The sequence below is a fragment of the Mycobacterium sp. 050128 genome (genome assembly GCF_036409155.1).
Lineage (GTDB): Bacteria > Actinomycetota > Actinomycetes > Mycobacteriales > Mycobacteriaceae > Mycobacterium.
Genome location: NZ_JAZGLW010000001.1, coordinates 1,159,072 through 1,181,296, shown reverse-complemented (window position 1 = coordinate 1,181,296; position 22,225 = coordinate 1,159,072). Strand labels below are relative to the sequence as shown.

The following is a 22,225-nucleotide window of genomic DNA, read 5'->3' as shown; positions in this document are numbered from 1 at the left end:
GGGCGCGATGAGCGGCGTCGCCGCACTGATCCGGCATCGGGCCTGGCAGGCCATGGTGCTGCTGGTCGCCGCGACGGTGCTGAGCTCGTGTGGCTGGCGAGGCATCTCCAACGTGGCGATTCCTGGCGGCCCGGGCGACGGCCCGGGCTCCTACACCATCTACGTGCAGGTACCGGACACCCTGGCGATCAACGGCAACAGCAAGGTGATGGTCGCCGACGTCTTCGTCGGGTCGATCAAGGCCATCAACCTGAAGAACTGGGTGGCCACCCTGACGCTGGGTGTGAAGAACAGCGTCAAGCTGCCGAAGAATGCGATCGCGCGGATCGGCCAGACGTCGCTGCTGGGTTCTCAGCACGTCGAGCTGGCCGCGCCGCCGAACCCGTCGTCGGAGATGCTGCGCAACGGCGACACCATTCCGCTGAAGAATTCGTCGTCGTATCCCACCACCGAACAAACGCTGGCCAGCCTGTCGTTGATCTTGCGTGGTGGCGGCATCCCGAACCTGGAAGTGCTGCAGAACGAGGTCTACGAGATCTTCCACGGGCGCGGCGAGCAGATCAGGTCTTTCCTCGGCAAGTTGGACACCTTCACCGCCCAGCTCAACCAGCAGCGTGATGACATCACCCACGCGATCGACTCCACCAACCGGCTGCTGGTCTACGTCGGCGGCCGGTCCGACGTCCTCGACCGAGTGCTGACCGACCTCCCGCCGCTGATCAAGCATTTCGCCGACACCAAGAACCTGCTGATCAACGCCGTCGACTCGGTGGGCCGACTCAGCGGGGCGGCGGATCAGTACCTGTCGGAGGCGCGCGGCCCGCTGCACACCGACCTGCAGGCGCTGCAATGCCCGTTGAAGGAACTCGGCCGCTCCTCGCCGTACCTGATCGGCGCGCTGAAGCTGATCCTGACCCAGCCGTTCGACATCGACACCGTCCCGAAGATGTTCCGCGGTGACTACGTGAACATCTCGCTGACGCTGGACGTGACCTACAGCTCTGTCGACAACGCCTTCCTCACGGGAACCGGATTGTCGGGCGCGCTGCGTGCACTCGAGCAGTCGTTCGGCCGCGACCCGGAGACGATGATCCCCGACGTCCGCTACACGCCGAACCCCAATGACGCGCCCGGTGGCCCGTTGGTTGAAAGGGGGGACCGGAATTGCTGACTCCATTCATTCGACGCCAGCTGTGGGCGTTCCTGGTCCTCACGGTCGTATCGCTGCTGGTGCTCGGCGTCTACTACCTGCAGGTGCCCAGCTTGATGGGGATCGGCCGGTACTCGCTGAAGGCCGAGCTGCCGGCATCGGGTGGGTTGTACCCGACGGCCAACGTGACCTACCGCGGCATCACGATCGGCAAGGTCACCGACGTCGAGCCGACCGAGCATGGCGCCGAAGCGACGATGAGCATCGACAGCCAGTACAAGATCCCGGTGGACGCGGTCGCGAATGTGCACTCGGTGTCGGCGGTCGGTGAGCAGTATCTGGACATCGTCTCGTCGGGCAGTTCCGGGAAGTACCTCGCCGACGGGCAAACCATCTCCAAGGGCACCGTGCCGGCCGAGATCGGTCCGGCGCTCGACACCGCCAACCGCGGGCTCGAGGCGTTGCCCAAGGACAAGATCGGCAAGCTGCTCGACGAGACGGCGGAGTCGGTCGGCGGCCTGGGTCCCGCGCTGCAGCGCCTGGTGGACTCGACGCAGGCGATCGTCGGCGACTTCAAGACCAACATCACCAACGTCAACGACATCATCCAGAACTCGGGACCGGTGCTGGACAGCCAGGTGAAGTCCAATGACGCGATCGAGCGCTGGGCGCGCAACCTGAACACACTGGCCGCGCAGTCCGCGCAACGCGACGCGAACGTGAAAAGCATTCTGTCGCAAGCGGCGCCGACCGCCGATCAGGTCAACGACGTGTTCAGCGACGTGCGGGAGTCGCTGCCGCAGACGCTGGCGAATCTTGAGGTCGTCTTCGACCTGCTCAAGCGCTACCACACCGGGGTGGAACAGGTGCTGGTGTTCCTGCCGCAGGGTGCCTCGATCGCACAGACCGTGGCCGCGCCGTTCCCGAACCAGGCCGCACTCGACCTGGCGCTGTCGATCAACCAGCCGCCGCCGTGTCTGACCGGCTTCATTCCCGCGCCGGAGTGGCGGGCGCCGGCCGACACCAGCATGCAGCCGCTGCCGTCGGGCACCTACTGCAAGATTCCGATGGATACGCCGGCCAACAGCGTGCGTGGCTCGCGCAACATCCCGTGTACCGACATCCCCGGCAAGCGGGCGGCCACGCCGCGTGAGTGCCGCGATCCCAGGCCGTATGTTCCCGCCGGGACGAACCCCTGGTTCGGTGACCCGAACCAGATTCTGACCTGCCCGGCGCCGGGAGCGCGATGCGACCAATCGGTACGCCCCGGCATGGTGATCCCCGCGCCGTCGATCAACAACGGCATGAACCCGGCACCTTCGGACCGGGTCCCGGGGACGCCACCGGCGACCAGTGATCCCTTGACCCGACCCGGGCAAGGTACCGTGCAGTGCAACGGACAGCAGCCCAACCCGTGTGTCTACACGCCCTTCGGACCTCCCTCGGCGGTATACAGTCCCCAGAGCGGTGAACTGGTAGGGCCCGACGGCGTCAAATACTCCGTCGAAAACTCGACCAAAACAGGAGACGACGGATGGAAGGAGATGCTGGCACCAGCCGGCTGAACCCACCACCGATGTCGATGCTTAGTCGTCTACGTCGGAGACGACCGAAGAAATCGGACGACGTCACCGACGAGACAAACACCGAGGCGAAGGCCGAGGACTCGGCCGAACCCGAACCCGAGGCCGAAGCCGATCAGCCCGAGGTGACGGCGCCGGATTCGGCACCAGCCGAGCCTGAAGCCTCCCCGCAAGTCGAAGCCCCGCAGGCCGAAGCTCCGCAGGCCCCGGCCGCGGAGCAGCCCGAGTCCGCCACCGACGCCGCACCCGCGGCCGACGATGCCGAACAGGATGCCGAACAGCCGGTAACCGACGGCGAGCAAGCCGGCGCCGAGGACGCGACCGAGGCGGATGCGCAACGGCGCCCCCCGTCGGCCCTGGGCCGCGGCTGGCTGGCCGGTATTGCCGCGGCCCTGGTTGTACTGGCCGGTGCCGTCGGCACCGGTGGTTACCTGGCGCTGCGGTACCACCACGAGAGCCAGGCCATCGCGCGCAACAACACCGCGGCGCTCAAGGCGGCGATCGAGTGCGTGTCGGCCACGCAGGCGCCCGACACCAACGCGATGATCGCCAGCGAGCAGAAGATCGTCGAATGCGGTACCGGCGCTTTCCGTGAACAGGCCATGGTTTACACCGGCATGCTGGTGCAGGCCTATCAGTCCGCGAACGTCCACGTCCAGGTCTCGGATGTCCGCGGAGCGGTCGAGCGCAACAACAAAGACGGTTCGATCGACGTGCTCGTGGCGATGCGCGTCCAGGTGGTCGCCGATCAATCACAGAACGAGACTGGCTATCGGCTTCGGGTGAGAATGGCGCTGGACGAAGGCCAGTACCGGATCGCCAGGCTCGACCAGGTGACGAAGTGACGCTGGTGGTCGAGGAAACTCAGACCACGGTCCCCCAAGTGCCATCAGAGAATGCCTTGGCGCCCTGGCATATTCGCGCGTGCGCGTTCGCCGTCGACGTCCTGCCCGCCACCGCGGTGGCGACCACGATGGCGTTGGTGTCGTTCACCGTGCCGCCGCAAGGGGTGTGGTGGTGGCTGAGCATCTGCGTCCTCGGTATCGCAATCCTGGCGATGTTGGTCAACCGGCTGCTGCTGCCGACCATCTACGACTGGAGCCTGGGCCGCGCACTGTGTGGAATCGCGGTGGTACACCGTGACGGCACCGTCATCGGCGCCTGGGGCTTGCTGCTGCGGGATCTGGCGCACCTGCTCGACACCGTGTCGGTGGTGGGATGGCTTTGGCCGCTGTGGGATTCGCAGCGCCGCACTTTCGCCGACATGCTGCTGCGCACGGACGTGCGAAGCGCGCAGGCGCCGCGCCCCGACATCATCCGGCGGTGGACGATCATCGCGGTGCTCACCGCGACCGGACTGTGCGTGGCGGGCGGCGCCGTGAGCTACGGGGTGGTCTACTCCCGCGATCAGCAGACCGACCGAACGCGGGCCGAGATCTCGATACAGGGGCCGAAGATCGTCGCGCAGATGCTGACCTACGACCCGAAGACGCTGTCCGACGATTTCAAGCGGGCCCAGTCCTTGGCGACCGATAACTACCGCGGCCCGCTCAAGGCGCAACAGGAGATCGTCCAAAAGGGAAACCCCGTCATCAACGAGTACTGGGTGACCGACGGCTCGATCGAATCGGCGTCGCCGGATCGGGCGACGATGCTGTTGTTCATGCAGGGCCGGCGCGGCGAGGCGCCCCAGGAGCGCTACATCACCGCGACCGTCCGCGTGAATTTCGTCAAGGACGCCGGCGGCCATTGGCTGGTCGACAACCTCACCGTGCTGACCAAGCCGAAACCGCCCGGGAACGGAAAATGAGCCCCCGCCGCAGGTTTGAGCCCGGCGAGGGCGCGTTGCTCGTCGCGACGGAGCCCCAGATGCGGCACCGGCGGTGGGGGTTACCCGTCGCGAGTACGGTCGCCGCGGTGTTGACGACAGCGGCGATCACGCTGTCCACCCTGATGCTGATCTCCCACGAATCCCGCGAGCACGACGCGTCCAAGACCCGCGAGGTGCTCAACTACGTGACGGGGTTCATGACGCAGTTCACTTCGCTTGACCCGTATCACGCCAACGATTACGTCATGCGGATAATGGCCCAGGCCACAGGCGATTTCGCCAAGCAGTATCACGACAAGGCCAACGAGATCCTGCTGCAGGTTGCGCGTGCGGAACCCGCGACCGGCACCATCCTCGGCGCCGCGGTGGAACGGTGGAACGACGACGGCAGCGCCACCGTCATGGTGGCGACCGAGGTCACCTCCAAGTCGCCGGATCAAAAGCAGGTATTCGAGAACACCAATCGCTGGACGGCAACTGCTACGCGGGAAGGGAATCAGTGGAAGATAAGCAGCCTGCTGCAGGTGATCTGACCGCCGAGGCGGCCTCCGACGAAGCCGCTGAGCACGACGAAAACACCACCACGGCAACGGAATCCGCCGAAGAGACCGGCACGGCGGAGGCTGAAGAGCCCGACGCCGACGCCGAAGCGCGGACCGACGAAGGTGCCGCGGCGGCCGAAGAGGGCGGCCGCAAGCGTCGCAAACTGCTGGCCGGCAAATGGATGGCCATCGTCGTGGTGGTGGCCGCACTACTGTTCGTCGGGTCTGCGGCATTTGCGGGCGCGGCCATGCAGCCCTATCTGGCCGACCGCGCCGCGGCGGCGACCAAGCTCACCGTGGCCCGCACCGCGGCCAACGCGATCACGACGCTGTGGACCTACACGCCGGAGAACATGGACAGCCTCGCCGATCGTGCGTCGGCTTACCTCAGCGGCGACTTCGAGGCCCAGTACCGCAAATTCGTCGACGCCATCGTGGCCCCGAACAAGCAGGCCAAGATCACCAACCGGACTCAGGTCACCGGCGCGGCGGTCGAATCGCTCGATGGACCGAACGCGGTCGTCATCGTCTACACCAACACCACCTCGACCAGCCCGCTGACCAAGGACATCCCGGCGCTGAAGTACCTGTCCTATCGGCTGTTCATGAAACGTGCGAACGGGCGCTGGCTGGTGACCAGGATGACGACCGTGACCTCCCTGGACCTCACGCCGCATCCGTAGTCCGGCCGAACCGAGACCGCCGAATATACTGCACCCGTGGCCGCCACGTCGCCGGTAACCGAGCGGTTCACCGTTGCGGCGTTGTTGTTGCTGACGTTTGCGACCGGGCTGGCCGACTCGATCAGTATCTTGGTCCTCGGCCACGTGTTCGTCGCGAACATGACCGGTAACGTGGTCTTCCTCGGCTTCTGGCTTGCCCCGCGTACCAGCATCGACCTGACCGCGGTCTCGGTGGCGCTGCCCACCTTCGTCACCACCACGATCCTCAGCGGCCGGCTGCAACGGTATTTCAATGAGCGGGCCCGGCAGTGGATCACGACCGTGCTGGCCACGGAAATCGCGCTGCTGCTTACCTTGTCGATCCTGGCCGGCGCGGGCGTGCTGCACTATCACGACAACACGAAGCTGATCATGATCGGTTTCCTCACGGTGACGTTCGGTCTGCAGCATTCGAGTGCCCGCCAGTTCGGCATCCAGGAACTGTCGACGACCGTCTTGACGTCGACGATCGTCAGCCTCGGTTTGGACAGCCGGCTGTCCGGTGGCACCGGCGAGCGCCAACAGCTGCGGATCAGCGTCATTGTCACGATGTGCGCCGGTGCATTTCTCGGCGCCACGCTGTCGCGGTTCGTCATCGCGCCGGTGTTCGCGCTGACGGCGGCCGTGGTGGCGGCGAGCCTGCTGATCTTCCGGTACGGCGCCGTCGAGGCGAAAACCGTTGCTGCCGAGGATCCTTAGTTGAAGGCCAGCCAGCTGGGCAGGGCGCGCTCGTGGGAGTCGCACAGCACCTGACGGGTGTCGCACGACCCACGCGGCGAACCCGCGCCGGCCCACATGCCGCCGGTGTCGCGGCGCAGCACGATCGCCGAGGAGCCGCCGCCGTCCAGCAGGATCGCGGTATCACTGCCCAGTCCGCGGAACAGGTCTTGCATGTTGTCCGGCGTGTAGCTGCCGCCCTCGAAGATGTACATCTCGTCGCGCTGCTTCACATAGGCCAGGGCGGTGCGCGCCGCGCTGGGACCGCCGTCGTGCAGCTGTTGGGTCTGGCCCGGCGCCAGCAGCCCGATCCCGGACACCGCGACGAACTTCTCGTTCTTGTTCAGCAGGTCGGCCACCACCGGGGTGGCGGCGTCGTAGTCGTTCTTGCTGCGCGGCCACACCACGTAGGGCGCCCCACCCGACGGCAGGATCATCGTCGTCAGCGAGGACCAGCTCTCGCCACCGCCGGAAAGTCCTTGCTTGCCGGGGTAGGCCGCGGTGCCGGTGACAGCCTGGTTGGCGCGGCCCTGCCCGTTCGTGTTGTCCACGAACGCACCGAGCGGTGAGCTGCAGCCGGTCTGACGCCACGAACCCGCCTTCTGCCCGCGCACGTCGAAGAAGTTGGCGTTGATCGCGATGGTCGGCTGCCCCATCCGTTGCCACGCCTGCAGCGGCGCGTAGAGCTCCGAGGCCTGCCACAGGCCTTCGCCGGTGCGGGCCCCGGGGTTGTTCTCGCAGCGCGCCTGGTCACCCCGGTGGGTGTCGACCAACAGGTGCGGCGCCAGGCGTTCCGCTGCGTTCTTGATGATCATCAGGTGGCCGCCGTTGTTCATCTCGTACCAGCGGCCGCCGGCGTCCATCAGGGGGGTGGGGTGGCCGGGACCGAAGTTGTAGACCAGATACGAGCCCTTGGTGGCACCGATCGCGCTGGCGAGCAGCTCGCGGGCATCAGCGGCGTGCGCGACGGGCGGTGCGACGGTGTCGGTCAACAGGGTGCAGGCGAGCATGGTCGTGAGGCTTGCCGCCAGTCGGCGCAACCTGGTGCGTCGTGTCAGCACGGCAGCCCTTTCGGCCCTTATGTGGATGCAACATTCACAGCATCAGTCACATTGGCCACACTGTCAACATAAATAACAAACGCGTGACACTTAGGCTGCGCCCGAATTACGTTTGCTCGCTTACGCTTTCGGCATCGGGCCGGCTGGGGTCCGGGTCGCTCGGTTCGGTGTCGGTGGTCATGCCGGAACTGTCGTGCTTACCGGCCGCACGCGCCTTGTGTTGCGACTGATGCACCTCGGCGATGGCCACCCCGACCGCACCGGGAATCCGGTGGAAGCCGCTGCGATCGTAGATGCGCGTGGTTATGCCGCCCACCAGCAGGCCGATCACCAGCCCGATCGACGTCATCAACAACGCCTGCGTGAGGCCGGCCTCCCCGTCGCCGTTGAGATACAACAGCGACCGCACGCCCAGGAACACCTGATGCATCGGCTCAAACTCGGCCAGCCAGCGGAAGAACGGCGGCACCGCCTCCAGCGGGACGGTGGCGCCCGCCGACGGCAACCCGAGGATCACGAAAACCAGCATGCTGAACAGCAGACCCATCGAACCCAGCACCGCGATCAGCGAACTGGACGTCACGCCCACCGCGGTGATCGCGAAGACGCCGTAGGCCCACAACTGCCAGCCGAGCGCAATGGGCATGCCGAGTCCGTGCGCAATGGCCAGGTAGACGCCCGACGTCAGCAACGCCAGCACCAGCATGATTCCCCACTTCACCAACAAGGTGCGGAAGCGAGAGATGTTGGCCTGCTCGGCGAATCGATACACCGGGCCCCATTCGGCGGGCACATACCCGAGCAATGAGTCCACCAAGGTGGACACGACGATGCTGCCGGTAAACCCGGCCAGCAACAACAGCAATGCGTAATAGAACGCCGACAGTCCGTTGCCGGTGCCGTTGGGTAGCGGGTTGTACACGGCCGACTTGATGTCGATCGGGCTGGCCAGTCCCGCCTGCGCCGCACCGGTCAGCGTCGCGCCGTCGGTCTGCTGCGCGACTTGCGACGAAAGGTATTGTCCCACCTTGGTATTGGCAACAGCCATAGCCTGGTTCAGGGTCTGTCCGGCGATGCCGGCGCCCAGCGTGCCGGCGCGCGGGTTGGTGAAGATCGTGACCGACGGCCGATCGGCCTTGGTGGGCATCACAGCGCTCTCGCCGTACTCGCGCAAACTCGACGAAAACGTTGGCGGAATTACCAATTCGCCGTACGCCTGCGCCCGGTCCAGCAGCCGTTTGGCCTCGTCGTGGGACACCACGCGGATGTCGAATTTGTTCTTATCCAGCGCGGAGACCAGGCCGTCGACGATTTTCGGGCCTGCGGTTCCGGCGTCCTCGTTCACCACGGCGATCGGGAAGTGGCGAAGGTTGGTGGTGGGATTCAAGATGCCGCCGAGATACAGCGCACACAGCGCCGACATGAGGGCCAGTGTGGCGCCGATCGGCAACGCCCAGAACCCCACGGTTCCCAGGGCTTTTGCGTTCCGCTTCGGATTCGGCACCGCGTGTCGCGGTGGGGCTTTCGACATCCCAGCTCCTGTCTGTCACGCCCACTCTATTGGTCTAGGCGCCCAGTTTTGCGTGCATCTCCCAGATCAGCAGCTCCGTTGGCTCGCTCGCCGTCAGCCGCGAGCCACCGCCGTCTGTGATGCGGGCCGCATCGCCTTCGGAGAGTTCATCGGTCCCGTCCAGGGTCAGCCGCCCGCGTGGCACGAAGACGTGCAGGTAGGGCGCGCCGGGAGTAATGACGGTGTCGCCGGGTTGCAGCCGCGCCCCGTGCAGGGCCGCAGCACGGTTATGCAGCGAAATCGCTGCGTCGCGCCCCGGGATGCCCGAGGCGATGGTCACAAGTTCGGCTCCGATGTGGCCGATCTCATGCTGCTGATAGCCCGGGGGGATTCCCGATTCGTCGGGGACGATCCACATCTGAACGAAATGCACTGGCTGCGTTAACGAATCGTTTTTCTCCGAATGCAGGATCCCGCTGCCCGCCGACATGCGCTGCGCCAGCCCTGGATAGATCACGCCATGGTTACCGGCCGAATCCTGGTGTGTCAACTCGCCTTCCAGCACCCATGTCACGATCTCCATGTCGCGATGCGGGTGGGTGTCGAATCCGCTTTGCGGCGCTACCACGTCGTCGTTGTTCACCACCAGCAGCCCGTGGTGGGTGTTATCCGGCTCGTAGTGATCGCCGAACGAAAACGAATGTCTGGATTTCAGCCACGGCGTCGTGGTGACAGCCCGGTCAGCCGCGCGCCGAATATCGGAGTTGGCAGGCATGACTTCAGCGTAATCACATCCCCGCGCCGAGCAGTCGCTGCGCATGCTGCAGCGCGGCGTCGAGTGCGGGCAGCGTCAAGCCCGCCGAGCCGCCCAGATGGATCTCGATTTGGTACTCCGGCTGCCCGTTCTGGCCGAAGATCGGCAGAACGACGAATTCCGTTGAAGTCAGCTGTGTTTCGAGTGTGTCGGTTACGGATCGCAGCGTCACCATGGTCATCAGCGTGGTGAGTTGCCGGGTGACCTGTGCGGTCGGTTCCAGCGACGCGAGCAGCCCGGCCAGGCGATGGTGCAGCGATTGGTGGGTGTCGTCGAACCGCCAGGCGCCGTAGCCGCGGGACCGGATGTCGGCGAGTACCCGTTGATGCTGCGCGATTTCGTCGCGGGTCAGCCGCGGCGTGACCCGGTGCAGCCAGGCAGCCACGAAATCGTCGTCGCGCCAGGCCATCGCGACCAGGCCGAACGGGGGATCGATCGGGAAGCGCTGGCCGACGGCATGCGCGCCGTCGGTGCCATGCCCCACCGCGTCGACCGTGGTCAGGTGCCGGCCGCCGATCTTCGACATCGAGCAGCCCGCGTCGAGGGTGTGGTGCAGGAAGGTCAGCGCATCGCGGCCACGGTCCAACAGGGGGAACTGCGTCCGCAGCCCGTGCACCAGCCCGAACAATCCGCTGCCCAGGCGAAAGCGGCGGTCCCCGCGCCGGGTGACCCAGGACCGACGTTCCAGCTCGGCCAGCACCAGCGCGCAGGTCGAGGTGCTGATCCCACAGGTCTTCGCCAGCTCGGCCGAGGTTCGCCCGTCCGGCGAATCCGCGAGCGCGGCAAGCACGTCCATCACCCGCGCGGTGGGCGGCGACTTCGCGGTTGACGTACCCATGTCCGGCTCCCTAGCATCCGTCCAAAATGTAAGAACTGCTGTCCTAATATTAGGAGACGAGACGTGCTGAAGGTGGGAGTCTGGGGGCCGGGCTCGATGGGCGTCATCGCCCTGCGGGGCGTGATCGACCACCCTGAGTTGCAACTGACCGACCTCGTCGTGCACAGCGACGCCAAAGCGGGCCGCGACGCCGGGGAGCTGTGCGGCATCGCGCCCGTCGGCGTAGTGGCCACGCAGGACCCGACACAACTGCTCGCGGGCGACGCCGACGCAGTGGTGTACGCCGCCGGGGCGAACCTGCGCCCGCTGGAGGCCGTCGAGGACATGGTGTCGATCCTTCGGGCCGGCAAGAACGTGGTGTCGTGTTCGGTGGTGCCGCTGGTCTTTCCCGACGGCGTCGACGGTGCCTTCACCGATCCGCTGCGCCAGGCCGCGCTGGCGGGCGGCGTGTCGTTCTTCACCACCGGCATTGACTCCGGGTTCGCCAATGATGTGCTGCCGCTGATGCTTACCGGGGTGTCGCGGGTGATCGAATCGGTGCGGGTGACGGAGATGTTCAACTACGCCACCTACCCGGACCAGGCGGCGGTATACGAGATCCTCGGCTTCGGTAAGCCACCGGACTATCAGGCGTTCGCCGCGCAGCCGGGGATATTCACCTTCGGCTGGGGCCCGGTGCTGCACCAGCTCGCCGCGGGGCTCGGCGTCAAGATCGACAACATCGAGGAGAGCAACGAACGCGTCCCCGCCACCGAGTCTTTCGACACCCCGACCGGGCACATCGAGGCCGGAACGATCGCCGCGATGCGCTCGACGCTCACCGGCTACGTCGGGGACAAGCCAACTTTCGTCGTCGACCACGTGACGCGGATGCGCGACGACATCGCCGGAGACTGGCCCCAACCGCACATCAGTCTTGCGCCGAAGGATCTCGGCTTCGGACTGGCATCGGGCCGCGGTGTCTATCGCGTCGAGATCGAGGGCTCGCCGACTATGCGGTGCGAATTCGAGATGGCCGAGGATCACGACCACGATCTGGGTGCGCGCATCGCGGGCTCCTCGCGCATGGTCAACGCGATCCCCGCGGTGTGCGCGGCCGCGCCCGGACTGCTGTGTGCACTCGACCTGCCGCTGATCACCGGGGCCGGACTGGTCCGTTCGGTCGTGGGCCCGTCACCGGATAGTCGCCTGCTTGGATGAGCCCAGGGGATTTGATGATAAATGAATTTGTTTATCCCGCAATCCGTTTGGGCTTCGGCGCAGTGCCGGGAATTACCGGCTATGGTAACCGACCTAGTTGCTCGTCGGTGGCGGCTGGGGTTGGAAGGGTTCGTACCACCACCAGTCGGCGCGCTCGCCGGTAGGTCCCGGGCAGGGCGCCACCGCGGGCGCGGGTTGAGTTGGTGGGCGCGCGAGGGATCCGGGGCTGAGCGCTCGACCAGAGCTGTCGGTGACGGTGAGGTCGTCGGCGGGTCCGGTGATGGTGATGACGCCCCGGTGGTGTAGCCGGTGGTGATGGGGGCATACCAGCACCAGGTTGGCCAATGCGGTGGGGCCGCCGTCTTCCCAGTGGCGGATGTGGTGGGCGTGCAGACCGCGGGTAGCACCACAGCCCGGAACCGCGCACGCGGGGTGGCGGTGCTCGAGGGCGCGGCGAAGCCGGCGGTTGATCACCCGCGTCGCGCGGCCGGCCCCGATGACCTCGCCGTGACGTTCGAACCAGACTTCACAGGTGGCATCACAGGTCAGGTATCGGCGTTCGCCGTCGGACAGCAGCGGACCCAGATGCAGCGCCGCAGCACGCTGGGCCACGTCGACATGCACCACCACGGTGGTGTGCTGCCCGTGGGGCCGGCGGGCCGCCGCCGTGTCCCATCCGGCCTCGACCAGGCGCATGAAAGCCTCGACCGTGCCCGGCAACGGCGGCGCGGCATCCGGCGCCGCCTCGCTGGTGCCGCGATCGTGTTTCCACTCGGCGATCAGCGCATCACGGTGAGACGCCAGGGCGGCGTCGAACGTCGCCGCGTCGGGGTGGGGAAGTTTGATCCGCCAGCAGGTGAACTCCTCACAGGTGGTTTTGGTGATCGAGCGCCGCGGCTGCGGCCGCGGGTCGGGTTCGGGTCGCGGTTCCAGGTTGACCGCGGTGCGTAGCTGACTGACCGTGGCGACGCGCGCCAGCTCCGCGTAGTGCTCATCGGATCCCTCGCCGGCCCGCGCGGCGATGACGCCAACCTGATCCAGCGACAGTCGACCGTCCCACATGCCCTGCGCGCAAAGGGGAAACTCCGGCAGCCGGCGCGCGATAGTGGTGATCGTGTGGGCGTTCGCCGATGACGAGCCGAGCTTCCAGGCCACCAACGCCGCTACCGATCGTGCACCTGTGGCGCCGCAGAGCTCGTCGCGATCGACCTCGGCGACGAGCTGCACGATGCGCCCATCAATGGCATTGCGTTGACCGGCCAACTCCGCCAACTCGGCGAACAACACGTCAAGACGCTCGGCAGGGCTCACCGCCGCGGACGGCAATGCGGTCGAGGACATAACGTCATCATCGCATCCGGGTACGACAAGTTTCGGCTGTCGATCCGGGCCCGGGGTGCCGGGCTAGTCGGCCGCTGAGCAACTCGCCATGTTGCGGCCTGCGGGCGCGAATTCCGTTTCGGCGCTTGGTGTCTGCTCGCGGTGCCTGCCGGCGGCCCGGCTGTTCAGCCAGCACGCGATGCCACCGACGAGCAGGCCGATCGCGACGCCGACGTCCGGGCGCTGACCCAGCATCAGCCAGCTCAGCACCGCAGCGGCTGCGGGGATGATCGCGAACAGCATTGCCACCGCCGCCGCGCCGTGAATGCTGATGGCGCGCAGGTAAATGCTGACCGCGAGCGTCGCATTGAACAGCACCATGGCCGCGATCGCGGCTGCGGCCTTGCCCGCATCGTGCACGGCGAACGGCGTCAGCATCGCAAGCGCCGCCGCGGGAACGAACGCCACGGAGTTTTGCACCGCGCTCATCGTGCGGAAGTCGACGCCCTTGCAGAACCGCTGCTGATACACCCCACCGGCCGAAAGGCCAAGCAGCCCAACCACAAGCAGCAACATGACCGGGTCGACGCCGTGCATGCCCATCAGTCGCCGGGCGCAGGCGGCGAGCACGGCGGCGACGCCGAGAACCAGCGCGACGATCCGCAGCCGGCCGAGCGGCTCGCGCAGGAACAGGGTGGCCAGGATCGCCGTCATCACCGGATTCATCGCGATCACCACCGCGCACAGCACCGCGGATGCCCCGAGCAGCAAGGCCTCGTACAGGCAGCAGAACTGCACGGCCTGGATCAGCAGGCCCGCGACGATGACGTGACCGAACTGCGCGCCGCGCGGCCACGACGCCCGGGCCAGCAGGGCCCACGCCGCGAGGATGACGGCGGCGAATCCGAAGCGCAGCACTAGCACGGCCATCGGGGTCATCTCGGCCACCGCGAGCGCGCCGATGGGATACCCGATCGCATAGGTCAACGTCACCGCCGAAGCGGTACTCAAAGGCATGCGTGGGAGGTGCATGCCCCCATGGTTGCGAACGGCCACCTATTGCGTCCAACGATTTTTGACGATCAAGACCGATCGCGAATGCTTATCGATACCCGGTGGCCGAACGAGAATTTAACGCTGACGCCTTGAATGATTGATCATTTCTACTGATCGAACTACGGTAGCGGCATGGCTCAGGTGCTCGATATCGCGCCGCTGCGCAGCCTTGTCGCGGTGGCCGACTGTGGCGGATTTCACCGTGCGGCCGCGGCGCTGCACCTGAGTCAGTCCGCGGTCAGTCAGCACTTGCGGAAAGTCGAGGGTGTGGTCGGCGAACCCGTGGTCGAGCGCTCCGGACGCGGCGTCTTGTTCACCGAGATGGGTCAGCGGGTGCTGCGACATGCACGCACGATTCTGGCGGTGCACGACGCGGCGCTCGACGATCTCGGTGCGACCGAACAGAAGGTGCTTACGGTCGGCGCGACCGAGCACGGCGCGGACGTGATGCTGCCCGCCCTGACCCGCGTGCTGCGCGAACGCCTTCCCGACCGGCGGGCGCGCTTCCGGCTGGACCGCAACGTTTCCCTGGCGGACGCGATCGACCGTGGGCTGGTGGATTTGGCGATCATGCTCGACGGATCCGGGCTGGATCGTGCCAATGCATCGGGAATAGTTCAGCTGCAATGGGTTTCAGCACGGACATTCACCATCGGGCAAGCAGCGCCGCTGCCGCTGGTGATCTATGCCGAACCGTGCACTCTGCGTGAGCCAGCCTTCGCACTGCTCGAGAAACACCGCGTCGACTATGAGGTCGTGGCCGAATGTGGTGACCTGGCAGGCCTTTACGCGGCGGTCCGCTCGGGTCTCGGGTTGGCTCTGCTGCCGAAGATCGACAAGCTCCCTGACGGTGTGTGCCCCGCCGAGGGCCTGCCTGCGCCTAACGCCGCTTCGATTCTGGTGCGTGGCCGCTCGGGCATCGACCCCGACGTGCTGAGCACCGTCGATGCCGCGGTGCGTGAGGTGTTGGCCGGCGAAAAATGAACGTGAACTTTACGAATCGTCACCGGGATAGGTGGCGCTAGCCAGCTCGAGGATCTCGGCGCGGTCTGCGGGCAGGATGAAACCGGACTGGATGGCCGAATCCAGCGCCGTCGTGAAACTGTCCAGGTACTGCGCTGCCCCGCCCGGATAGAGCCGTTGCACGGTGGCCTCGTCGAAGGGCTCGCCGGAACCGAAGATCGCCGACATCACGTTCTCCGGGGTGTTGTCCCAGGCGCCGTCTCCCGAAGTCCGGGCCAGCGGCACGTCTACCCATGGCGTCCGTAGACCGCCCTGTGCGAGGCCGTTGCGATCCAGAATCGGTTGGGGCAGTTCGGCTTCACCCATCTCGATGGGTGGGGCAACCGGCGCCGCCTGACCGGTCCGGACCCACGTGGTCAACGCCGCTATCGCCGCCTGCACGACATAGTGATGTTGCGGCGCGAAGTTGATGTAATGGTCGAGCTGCTGGCCCATCAGCATGTTGCTGGGTGCATAGGCGGCCACGATGTCCTGCAGCGGCGCCGAGCCGGTGTCGATCGGGGCCACTTGGATCGTGTAGTTGTCGGCGTGCGCGGCGCCGGCGATCTCCCAGACCCGCAGCCGCTCGTTGTCGGGTTGCCGGGCGAAGTAGTAGCCGTGCCGCACGGCGCCGAACAGGTCGGTTTCGGTGATGATCGTCAGCACCGGCACGCGCAGGTCGGCGCGGAAGTTGACGGCTTGCGGCACGTTCGCCTGAAATTCGTCGAGCACCGAGCCGCCGTCCAGCGGTGCGGCAGAAGCGAATCGCGAATGCACCAGAAAGCCGTCGTAGACTGCGGCGAGGGGATCGACCGCGTTGACATAGGTGGTGAGGAACATCGCCGATTGCGATTCGCCCAGGGCGACAACGTGTTCGGCCCGCAGCCCGCGCAAGGTGTCGGCACTGCGGGCCAGCTCGCCGGTCTGCGAGAAGATGTCGAAGCAGAACGCATCGCCCGGGTGACTCAGTGCCGCATACCGCGTCGGGTCCTGGCTCTTGAGCGACATGTCGAAACCGAGCAAGCTCGCACCGCCGTCCACCCCGACCTTCTGCGCCGAGACCGCGACGTAGGCGTAGCCCGCCCGGATGATCTCGCGGTGCGCCATCATCCACACCGCCGGCGCATCGATGCCGCCACTGACGTTGAGCCACTCGACCAGCACGGTCCCGTTGAACCGCGCCGGATCCGACGGCGTCAGCACGACGACCCGGGTCGTGTAATCGGCTGTGCCCGAGGGTGTTACCGTCCACCGGCCGTCGGGTTCCAATTCCGAGGCGGGCGCGTACGACGAGGCCGTGCCCGAGACGAAGAATTCTTCGGCGACATAGCCGAGGTCGCCAATATCGAAGCCGCCCAACAGCAACATTGGCTTACCGGACACCGGCGTGATGCTGGGGAACTCGGTCATGGGCTACACCCTTCTCGGATCGGCAGCTGCCCCGTCACAGGGACCGGGGCAGCCCGAACTTCGTGAACAAAGCATCGTCCAGGAACGCAACCACATGCGACACGCCGTCGGCGCGGACATCGAGCACATGCAGCTGGAACGGCACGTGCCGCTCGCCGGCCCGCATGTACATCGCCGCGGCGGGCTGCCCGTTGGCGACCAGCGGGATCATCCGCATGTCGCCGGGATGCTCGGCGGGGCACTGCTGGTGAATCAGGGTGATGATGGCCCGCGGTCCTTGGTACCAACCGGTGTACGGCGGCATCTCCCAGACCGCCTCGGCGGTGAACAGCTCGACCAGCCGGTCGATGTCATAGGACTCGAACGCCGCGATGTAGCGGGCGAGCAGGTCCTGCGCCTCGGATGAATCCGGTGCCGCCAGGCGGTCATTCGAGCTGGGCCCGACGGTTTCCAGCTGGGACCGGGCCCGCTGCAGCAGGCTGTTGACCGCGGTCGTGGTGCTACCGATCGCCTCGGCTACCTCGGCGGCCTTCCACTGCAGCACGTCGCGCAGCAGCAGCACCGCCCGCTGCCGCGGCGAGAGGTGCTGTAGCGCAGCGACAAATGCCAACCGCACCGATTCGCGCGAGCCCACGATCACCGACGGGTCGGCCGGATCCTCGGTCAGCTCGGGCAGCGGCTCCAGCCAGGGCATCTCGCGGCGTTCCAGCAGCTCGGCGGTCGGATCCGAGCTGGGCCCGCCGAGCCCGGTGGGCAGCGGTCGTCGGGCCCGGCCCTCCAGCGCGGTCAGGCAGGTGTTGGTGGCGATGCGGTGCAGCCAGGTGCGAATCGACGACTTGCCTTCGAACCGGTCGTGGGCCTTCCACGCCCGCAACAGCGTCTCCTGCACCAGGTCTTCCGCGTCGTGCAGCGATCCGGTCATCCGGTAGCAGTGGGCCAGCAATTCGCGGCGATACGGCTCGGCACGCGCCGAGAAGTCGCCGTGGCCCGCGCCCGCGGCGGGCAGTTCTGCGTCGTCGGAGTTCTCCGCGAGCACGCTCACCCGACTGAGCCTACGCAGCGCCTCGGACACCAGAGCCCCAGGAGCCATTACGCTGCCCCTAATGACTAGGACGCCCCATGACCCGCACTGAACGGAACTTCGACGGCCTGGGCGGCGTGCGCATCGTGTACGACGTCTGGACGCCGAATTTACCGCCGCGGGCCGTGGTGGTGCTGTCGCACGGTCTGGGGGAGTACGCCCGCCGCTATGACCATGTCGCCCAGCGCTTCGAGGCGGCCGGGCTGGTCACTTATGCGCTGGACCACCGCGGGCACGGCCGCTCCGGCGGCAAGCGCATGTTGGTGCGCGATGTGTCGGAGTACACCGCCGACTTCGACACCCTGGTCGGTATCGCCGCGCGCGAACACCCCGGCCTCAAGTGCATCGTGCTCGGGCACAGCATGGGCGGCGGCATCGTCTTTGCCTACGGCGTCGAGCGCCCGGACAACTACGACCTGATGGTGCTGTCCGGGCCGGTGGTGGCCGCCCAGGACGCGGTGCCCGCGCTGGTGGCGTTCGCCGCCAAAGTCCTCGGCTCGGTGCTGCCCGGCGTGCCGGTGCAAGACCTCGACGTCGACGCCATCTCCCGCGACCCCGCGGTGGTCGCCGCCTACAAGGCCGACCCGCTGGTCTACCACGGAAAGATCCCGTTCGGTGTCGGCCGGGTGATGCTGGAGGTCAGCGAGACCATGCCGCAGCGCGCGCCGGCCCTGACCGCTCCGCTGCTGGTGGTGCACGGCGAATGCGACCGGCTGGTGCCCGTGGCCGGAAGTCGTCGGCTGGTCGAATGTGTGGGATCCACCGACGTCACGCTGAAGGTCTACCCGGGCCTCTACCACGAGGTCTTCAACGAGCCGGAGCAAAATCAGGTGCTCGACGATGTCGTCGCCTGGATCACCGACCGTCTGTAAGCCTTGAGCGAACTGTCGGAACGCTCCCGTAGTTTGGCGCTTATGACTGACGACAAAATGTTGGCGCGCATCGCCGCGCTGCTGCGTCAGGCCGAGGGCACCGACAACGCGCACGAGGCCGAGGCCTTCATGACCGCCGCGCAGCGGTTGGCGACGGCTGCGTCCATTGACCTGGCGGTCGCCCGGTCCCATTCGTCCAACCGTTCGGCGGCGCAGTCGCCGACCCAGCGGACCATCACGATCGGGACGGCCGGCACCAAGGGATTGCGGACATACGTGCAGCTTTTCGTGCTGATCGCCTCGGCCAACGACGTGCGCTGCGACGTGGCGTCGAATTCGACGTTCGTCTACGCCTACGGGTTCGCCGAGGACATCGACGCCAGCCACGCCCTCTACGCGAGCCTGGTCGTTCAGATGGTGCGCGCCTCGGATGCCTACCTCGCCTCGGGCGCACACCGGCCCACCCCGACGATCACCGCCCGGCTGAACTTCCAGCTGGCCTTCGGGGCACGCGTCGGCCACCGGCTGAGCGAGGCACGCGAAGAGGCCCGGCGTGAGGCCACCAAGGACCGCAGCCGCCGGCCCGGCACCGCTATTGCGTTGCGGGACAAAGATATCGAGCTGCACGATCACTACCGCAGGGCGTCCAAGGCGCGCGGCACCTACCAGGTCAGCCGGGCGACGGCGGGATATTCGTCCGCGGCGCGGCGCGCGGGCGATCGGGCCGGCAAGCGGGCGCGGCTCGGCAACAGTCCCGAGCTGCCAGGGGCGCGGAGCGCGCTGGGAACGTGACGGCCGGGGATGCGCCGAAGCGGGATTCCCAGCGCGCCAAGGTGTATGCGGCCGAGGAGTTCGTCCGCACGTTGTTCGACCGGGCCGTCGCGCACCGATCGTCGGCCGTGGAGTTCTTCGGCACCCAGCTGACGCTGCCGCCGGAAGCGCGATTCGGCTCGGTGGCGTCCGTGCAGCGCTATGTTGACCAGGTGCTTGCGCTACCGGCGGTACGTGACCAGTGGCCCGAGGTGGCGCCGCTGAGAGTGCGCCCGCGGCGGGCCGCCACCGCGGCTCATTACGAAAACTATGATGACACAGGCATTATCGCGGTTCCCGACCGTGGCACCGCCGACTGGGCGCTGCGCGAGCTGGTGGTGTTGCACGAAGTGGCGCATCACCTGTGCCAGGCGCAGCCGGCGCACGGTCCGGAGTTCGTCGACACGATCTGCACGCTGGCGCAGTTGGTGATGGGGCCGGAGCTTGGGCACGTGCTGCGGGTGGTGTACGCCAAAGAAGGTGTGAAATGGACGGCGACGATGCGGGCCGCGGCGCCGCCGGCTGAGGGGGCACGCCCCCACGAGTGGGAGGGACCCCCACCCGCTTGCGGGGGAGAGCCGGACAAATGAGCCTGGGCGAATTAGACGACCCGGACGACCGTGCCCGCGACGTCGAAAGCCGGATGACCGACGACGAACGCTTCACGCTGCTGGTCGCGGTGATGGGAACGTCGCAACTGTGGCCGCTGCCGGACGACCGCATCCCGCCCGGCACCCCGATGAGTGCCGGCTATGTGCCCGGGATTCCCCGGCTTGGTATCCCGCCGCTGCGGATGAGCGATGCCGGGCTCGGCGTCACCAATCCCGGTTACCGCCCGGGCGACACCGCGACCGCGCTGCCGGCCGGCCTGGCGCTGGCCGCCGGTTTCGATCCGGCGCTCGCGCACGCCGCCGGCGCCGTGATCGGCCGCGAGGCGCGCAGCCGTGGATTCAATGTGCAACTGGCGGGCGCGATGAACCTGGCGCGCGACCCGCGCAACGGCCGCAACTTCGAATACGTCTCGGAAGACCCACTTTTGACGGCTACGATCGCCGCCGAATCCGTCAACGGAATCCAGCAGCAGGGCGTCATCTCGACGGTCAAGCATTACTCGCTGAACTGTAACGAGGCCAACCGGCATTGGCTGAACGCTGTTATCGACCCCGACGCGCATCGCGAGTCCGACTTGCTGGCCTTCGAGATCGCGATCGAGCGTTCCGCGCCCGGCGCGGTGATGACCGCCTACAACAAGGTCAACGGCGACTATGCCTCGGCGAACCGACTGTTGCTCGGCGAGATCCTCAAAGATGCTTGGGGCTACCGGGGTTGGGTCATGTCCGACTGGGGCGCCACACCCAGCTGGGAGTGCGCGCTGCACGGCCTGGACCAGGAATGCGGCGCCCAGATCGACACGGTGTTCTGGGGCGCGGAGGCCTTCAGCGAACCGCTGCGATCCGCCTATGCCGATGGCAAGCTGCCCGAAGACCGGCTGTCCGACATGGTGCGGCGCATCCTGCGTTCGATGTTCGCGGTCGGAATCGACCGGGGCGGAGACGCTCCCGAGCCGGATATGGCCGCCCACAACGAGATCGCGCTGCAGATCGCACGCCAGGGCACGGTGCTGTTGCAGAACCGCGGGGTGTTACCGCTGGCACCCGATGCCCGCATCGCCGTGATCGGCGGCCACGCGCAGCTGGGAGTTCCGACGGGCTGCGGCTCGAGTGCCGTCGTTCCTCCGGGCGGCTACGCGCAGGTGGTCCCGATCGGGGGAGCCGGTCTGACCGGCGGCACCCGAAATCTGTATCTGCTGCCGTCCAGCCCGGTCGAGGCGCTCAGGAAGCATTTGCCCAACGCGCAGCTCGAGTTCGATCCCGGCCTCAGCCCGGCCGAAGCGGTGCTGGCCGCGCGGCGGGCCGATATCGCGATCGTGTTCGGGATCCGGGTCGAGGGCGAGGGTTTCGACGGCGCCGACTTGTCGCTGCCGTGGGGCCAGGACGCGGTCATCGCCGCGGTCGCGGCCGCCAACCCGAACACGGTGGTGGTGCTGGAGACGGGCAACCCGGTGGTGATGCCGTGGCAATATTCGGCGAACGCGATCCTGCAGGCGTGGTATCCGGGCCAGGCCGGCGGGCAGGCGATCGCGGAGATCATTGCCGGACAGGTGAATCCATCGGGGCGGCTGCCGGTCACGTTTCCGGCCGGACTCGACCAGACGCCGCGCCCGCAGCTGCCCGACCTCGGCGCCGCGTTCGGCACGCCGACCACGATCGACTACTTCGAAGGGGCCGAGGTCGGCTACCGGTGGTTCGCCGACAAGGGTCACACGCCGTTATTCGCGTTCGGTCATGGCTTGTCCTACACCAGCTTTGAGTATTACGACTTGGTGGTCACCGGCGGTGACACGGTCACGGCGAGCTTCAGCGTCGTCAACACCGGCGAGCGGGGCGGCGCCGATGTCCCGCAGTTGTATCTGACGCACCGACAACGCCTGCGGTTGCTGGGATTCGAGCGGGTCGAGTTGGACCCGGGCGCGACGTGCCGGGTGACGATCTCGGCGGATCCGCGCCTGCTCGCCCGTTATGAGGGCGGCAGCTGGCGGATCAAGCCGGGCCCCTACCCGGTGGCGGTCGGCGCCTCGGCGGTCGCGTTCCGGCTGACGGCCGAGGTCGAGCTGGCCGGTCGTGCGTTCGGGCGCTGATTGGCACT

19 protein-coding genes and 2 pseudogenes are annotated in these 22,225 nt (G+C 67.0%); 13 read left to right on the top strand and 8 right to left on the bottom strand.

The window, feature by feature from the left end; all coding sequences use genetic code 11:
- Positions 1–7: 7 nt before the first annotated feature.
- The 7 genes from SKC41_RS05700 to SKC41_RS05670 are packed head-to-tail and all read left to right on the top strand — an operon-like array spanning position 8 to position 6,527.
- Positions 8–1,171, top strand: coding sequence for a virulence factor Mce family protein (locus SKC41_RS05700; RefSeq protein ID WP_330976730.1), 1,164 nt, complete (start codon positions 8–10; stop codon positions 1,169–1,171).
- A complete protein-coding gene (locus SKC41_RS05695) occupies positions 1,165–2,715 on the top strand; it encodes a virulence factor Mce family protein (RefSeq protein WP_330976729.1) in 1,551 nt (516 codons plus the stop codon). The genes SKC41_RS05700 and SKC41_RS05695 overlap by 7 nt, the downstream gene beginning before the upstream one ends.
- Complete coding sequence (locus tag SKC41_RS05690) at positions 2,685–3,578, top strand: Mce protein (protein ID WP_442931564.1); 894 nt, start codon at positions 2,685–2,687, stop codon at positions 3,576–3,578. The genes SKC41_RS05695 and SKC41_RS05690 overlap by 31 nt, the downstream gene beginning before the upstream one ends.
- Positions 3,575–4,543, top strand: a complete 969-nt coding sequence (locus SKC41_RS05685; RefSeq protein ID WP_330976728.1) for an RDD family protein — start codon at positions 3,575–3,577, stop codon at positions 4,541–4,543. The genes SKC41_RS05690 and SKC41_RS05685 overlap by 4 nt, the downstream gene beginning before the upstream one ends.
- A complete protein-coding gene (locus SKC41_RS05680) occupies positions 4,540–5,097 on the top strand; it encodes a mammalian cell entry protein (protein ID WP_330976727.1) in 558 nt (185 codons plus the stop codon). The genes SKC41_RS05685 and SKC41_RS05680 overlap by 4 nt, the downstream gene beginning before the upstream one ends.
- Positions 5,064–5,789, top strand: coding sequence for a mammalian cell entry protein (locus SKC41_RS05675; RefSeq protein ID WP_330976726.1), 726 nt, complete (start codon positions 5,064–5,066; stop codon positions 5,787–5,789). Before SKC41_RS05680 ends, SKC41_RS05675 begins: the two co-directional genes overlap by 34 nt.
- A gap of 36 nt (positions 5,790–5,825) precedes the next feature.
- The gene (locus tag SKC41_RS05670) at positions 5,826–6,527 is read left to right on the top strand and encodes a YoaK family protein (RefSeq protein ID WP_330976725.1); all 702 of its coding nucleotides are present in this window, start codon (positions 5,826–5,828) and stop codon (positions 6,525–6,527) included.
- Here the strand turns inward: SKC41_RS05670 and SKC41_RS05665 are convergent.
- The 4 genes from SKC41_RS05665 to SKC41_RS05650 all read right to left on the bottom strand — a co-directional run bounded on the left by SKC41_RS05665 (position 6,524) and on the right by SKC41_RS05650 (position 10,768).
- The gene (locus SKC41_RS05665) at positions 6,524–7,633 is read right to left on the bottom strand and encodes a phosphodiester glycosidase family protein (RefSeq protein ID WP_330978762.1); all 1,110 of its coding nucleotides are present in this window, start codon (positions 7,631–7,633) and stop codon (positions 6,524–6,526) included. The genes SKC41_RS05670 and SKC41_RS05665 overlap by 4 nt on opposite strands.
- Before the next feature lie 79 nt (positions 7,634–7,712).
- Positions 7,713–9,137, bottom strand: coding sequence for a YhgE/Pip domain-containing protein (locus SKC41_RS05660; RefSeq protein WP_330976724.1), 1,425 nt, complete (start codon positions 9,135–9,137; stop codon positions 7,713–7,715).
- A 34-nt stretch (positions 9,138–9,171) separates the two neighbouring features.
- Positions 9,172–9,891 carry a pirin family protein gene (locus tag SKC41_RS05655; protein WP_330976723.1) on the bottom strand — a complete coding sequence of 240 codons (720 nt, stop codon included), beginning with the start codon at positions 9,889–9,891 and terminating at the stop codon, positions 9,172–9,174.
- A gap of 13 nt (positions 9,892–9,904) precedes the next feature.
- Complete coding sequence (locus SKC41_RS05650; protein WP_330976722.1) at positions 9,905–10,768, bottom strand: MarR family transcriptional regulator; 864 nt, start codon at positions 10,766–10,768, stop codon at positions 9,905–9,907.
- Between the two features lie 63 nt (positions 10,769–10,831).
- Here SKC41_RS05650 and SKC41_RS05645 point away from each other — a divergent pair, with 63 nt between their 5' ends.
- The gene (locus SKC41_RS05645) at positions 10,832–11,968 is read left to right on the top strand and encodes an NAD(P)H-dependent amine dehydrogenase family protein (protein WP_330976721.1); all 1,137 of its coding nucleotides are present in this window, start codon (positions 10,832–10,834) and stop codon (positions 11,966–11,968) included.
- A 93-nt stretch (positions 11,969–12,061) separates the two neighbouring features.
- Here the strand turns inward: SKC41_RS05645 and SKC41_RS05640 are convergent, their stop codons facing one another.
- Both SKC41_RS05640 and SKC41_RS05635 read right to left on the bottom strand, forming a co-directional pair.
- A complete protein-coding gene (locus SKC41_RS05640; RefSeq protein WP_330976720.1) occupies positions 12,062–13,309 on the bottom strand; it encodes an HNH endonuclease signature motif containing protein in 1,248 nt (415 codons plus the stop codon).
- Positions 13,310–13,372: 63 nt separating this feature from the next.
- Positions 13,373–14,305: a DMT family transporter gene (locus SKC41_RS05635; protein ID WP_330976719.1), complete on the bottom strand. Its 933-nt coding sequence runs from the start codon at positions 14,303–14,305 to the stop codon at positions 13,373–13,375.
- Between the two features lie 171 nt (positions 14,306–14,476).
- Between SKC41_RS05635 and SKC41_RS05630 the strand changes: the two genes are divergently transcribed.
- Complete coding sequence (locus tag SKC41_RS05630; RefSeq protein WP_330976718.1) at positions 14,477–15,328, top strand: LysR family transcriptional regulator; 852 nt, start codon at positions 14,477–14,479, stop codon at positions 15,326–15,328.
- Positions 15,329–15,337: 9 nt separating this feature from the next.
- Here the strand turns inward: SKC41_RS05630 and SKC41_RS05625 are convergent, their stop codons facing one another.
- The gene (locus SKC41_RS05625) at positions 15,338–16,756 is read right to left on the bottom strand and encodes an alpha/beta hydrolase domain-containing protein (protein WP_330976717.1); all 1,419 of its coding nucleotides are present in this window, start codon (positions 16,754–16,756) and stop codon (positions 15,338–15,340) included.
- 34 nt (positions 16,757–16,790) lie between these two features.
- Positions 16,791–17,922: pseudogene (locus SKC41_RS05620) on the bottom strand (sigma-70 family RNA polymerase sigma factor).
- On the opposite strand from SKC41_RS05620, the gene SKC41_RS05615 reads away from it, so the two are divergent.
- The 4 genes and pseudogenes from SKC41_RS05615 (at position 17,915) to SKC41_RS05600 (ending at position 22,217) form a co-directional block, all read left to right on the top strand.
- Positions 17,915–18,709, top strand: a complete 795-nt coding sequence (locus SKC41_RS05615; protein WP_330978761.1) for an alpha/beta hydrolase — start codon at positions 17,915–17,917, stop codon at positions 18,707–18,709. The pseudogene SKC41_RS05620 and the gene SKC41_RS05615 overlap by 8 nt on opposite strands.
- A 42-nt stretch (positions 18,710–18,751) precedes the next feature.
- Positions 18,752–19,501 (top strand): DUF2786 domain-containing protein, encoded by a 750-nt coding sequence (locus tag SKC41_RS05610; protein ID WP_330976716.1) that lies wholly within the window; start codon positions 18,752–18,754, stop codon positions 19,499–19,501.
- A pseudogene (locus SKC41_RS05605) lies at positions 19,498–20,007 on the top strand (TIGR04338 family metallohydrolase); the annotation flags it as partial. The gene SKC41_RS05610 and the pseudogene SKC41_RS05605, both read left to right, overlap by 4 nt.
- Before the next feature lie 98 nt (positions 20,008–20,105).
- On the top strand, positions 20,106–22,217 hold the full coding sequence (locus SKC41_RS05600; protein WP_330976715.1) for a beta-glucosidase: 2,112 nt from the start codon (positions 20,106–20,108) through the stop codon (positions 22,215–22,217).
- Positions 22,218–22,225: the final 8 nt, after the last annotated feature.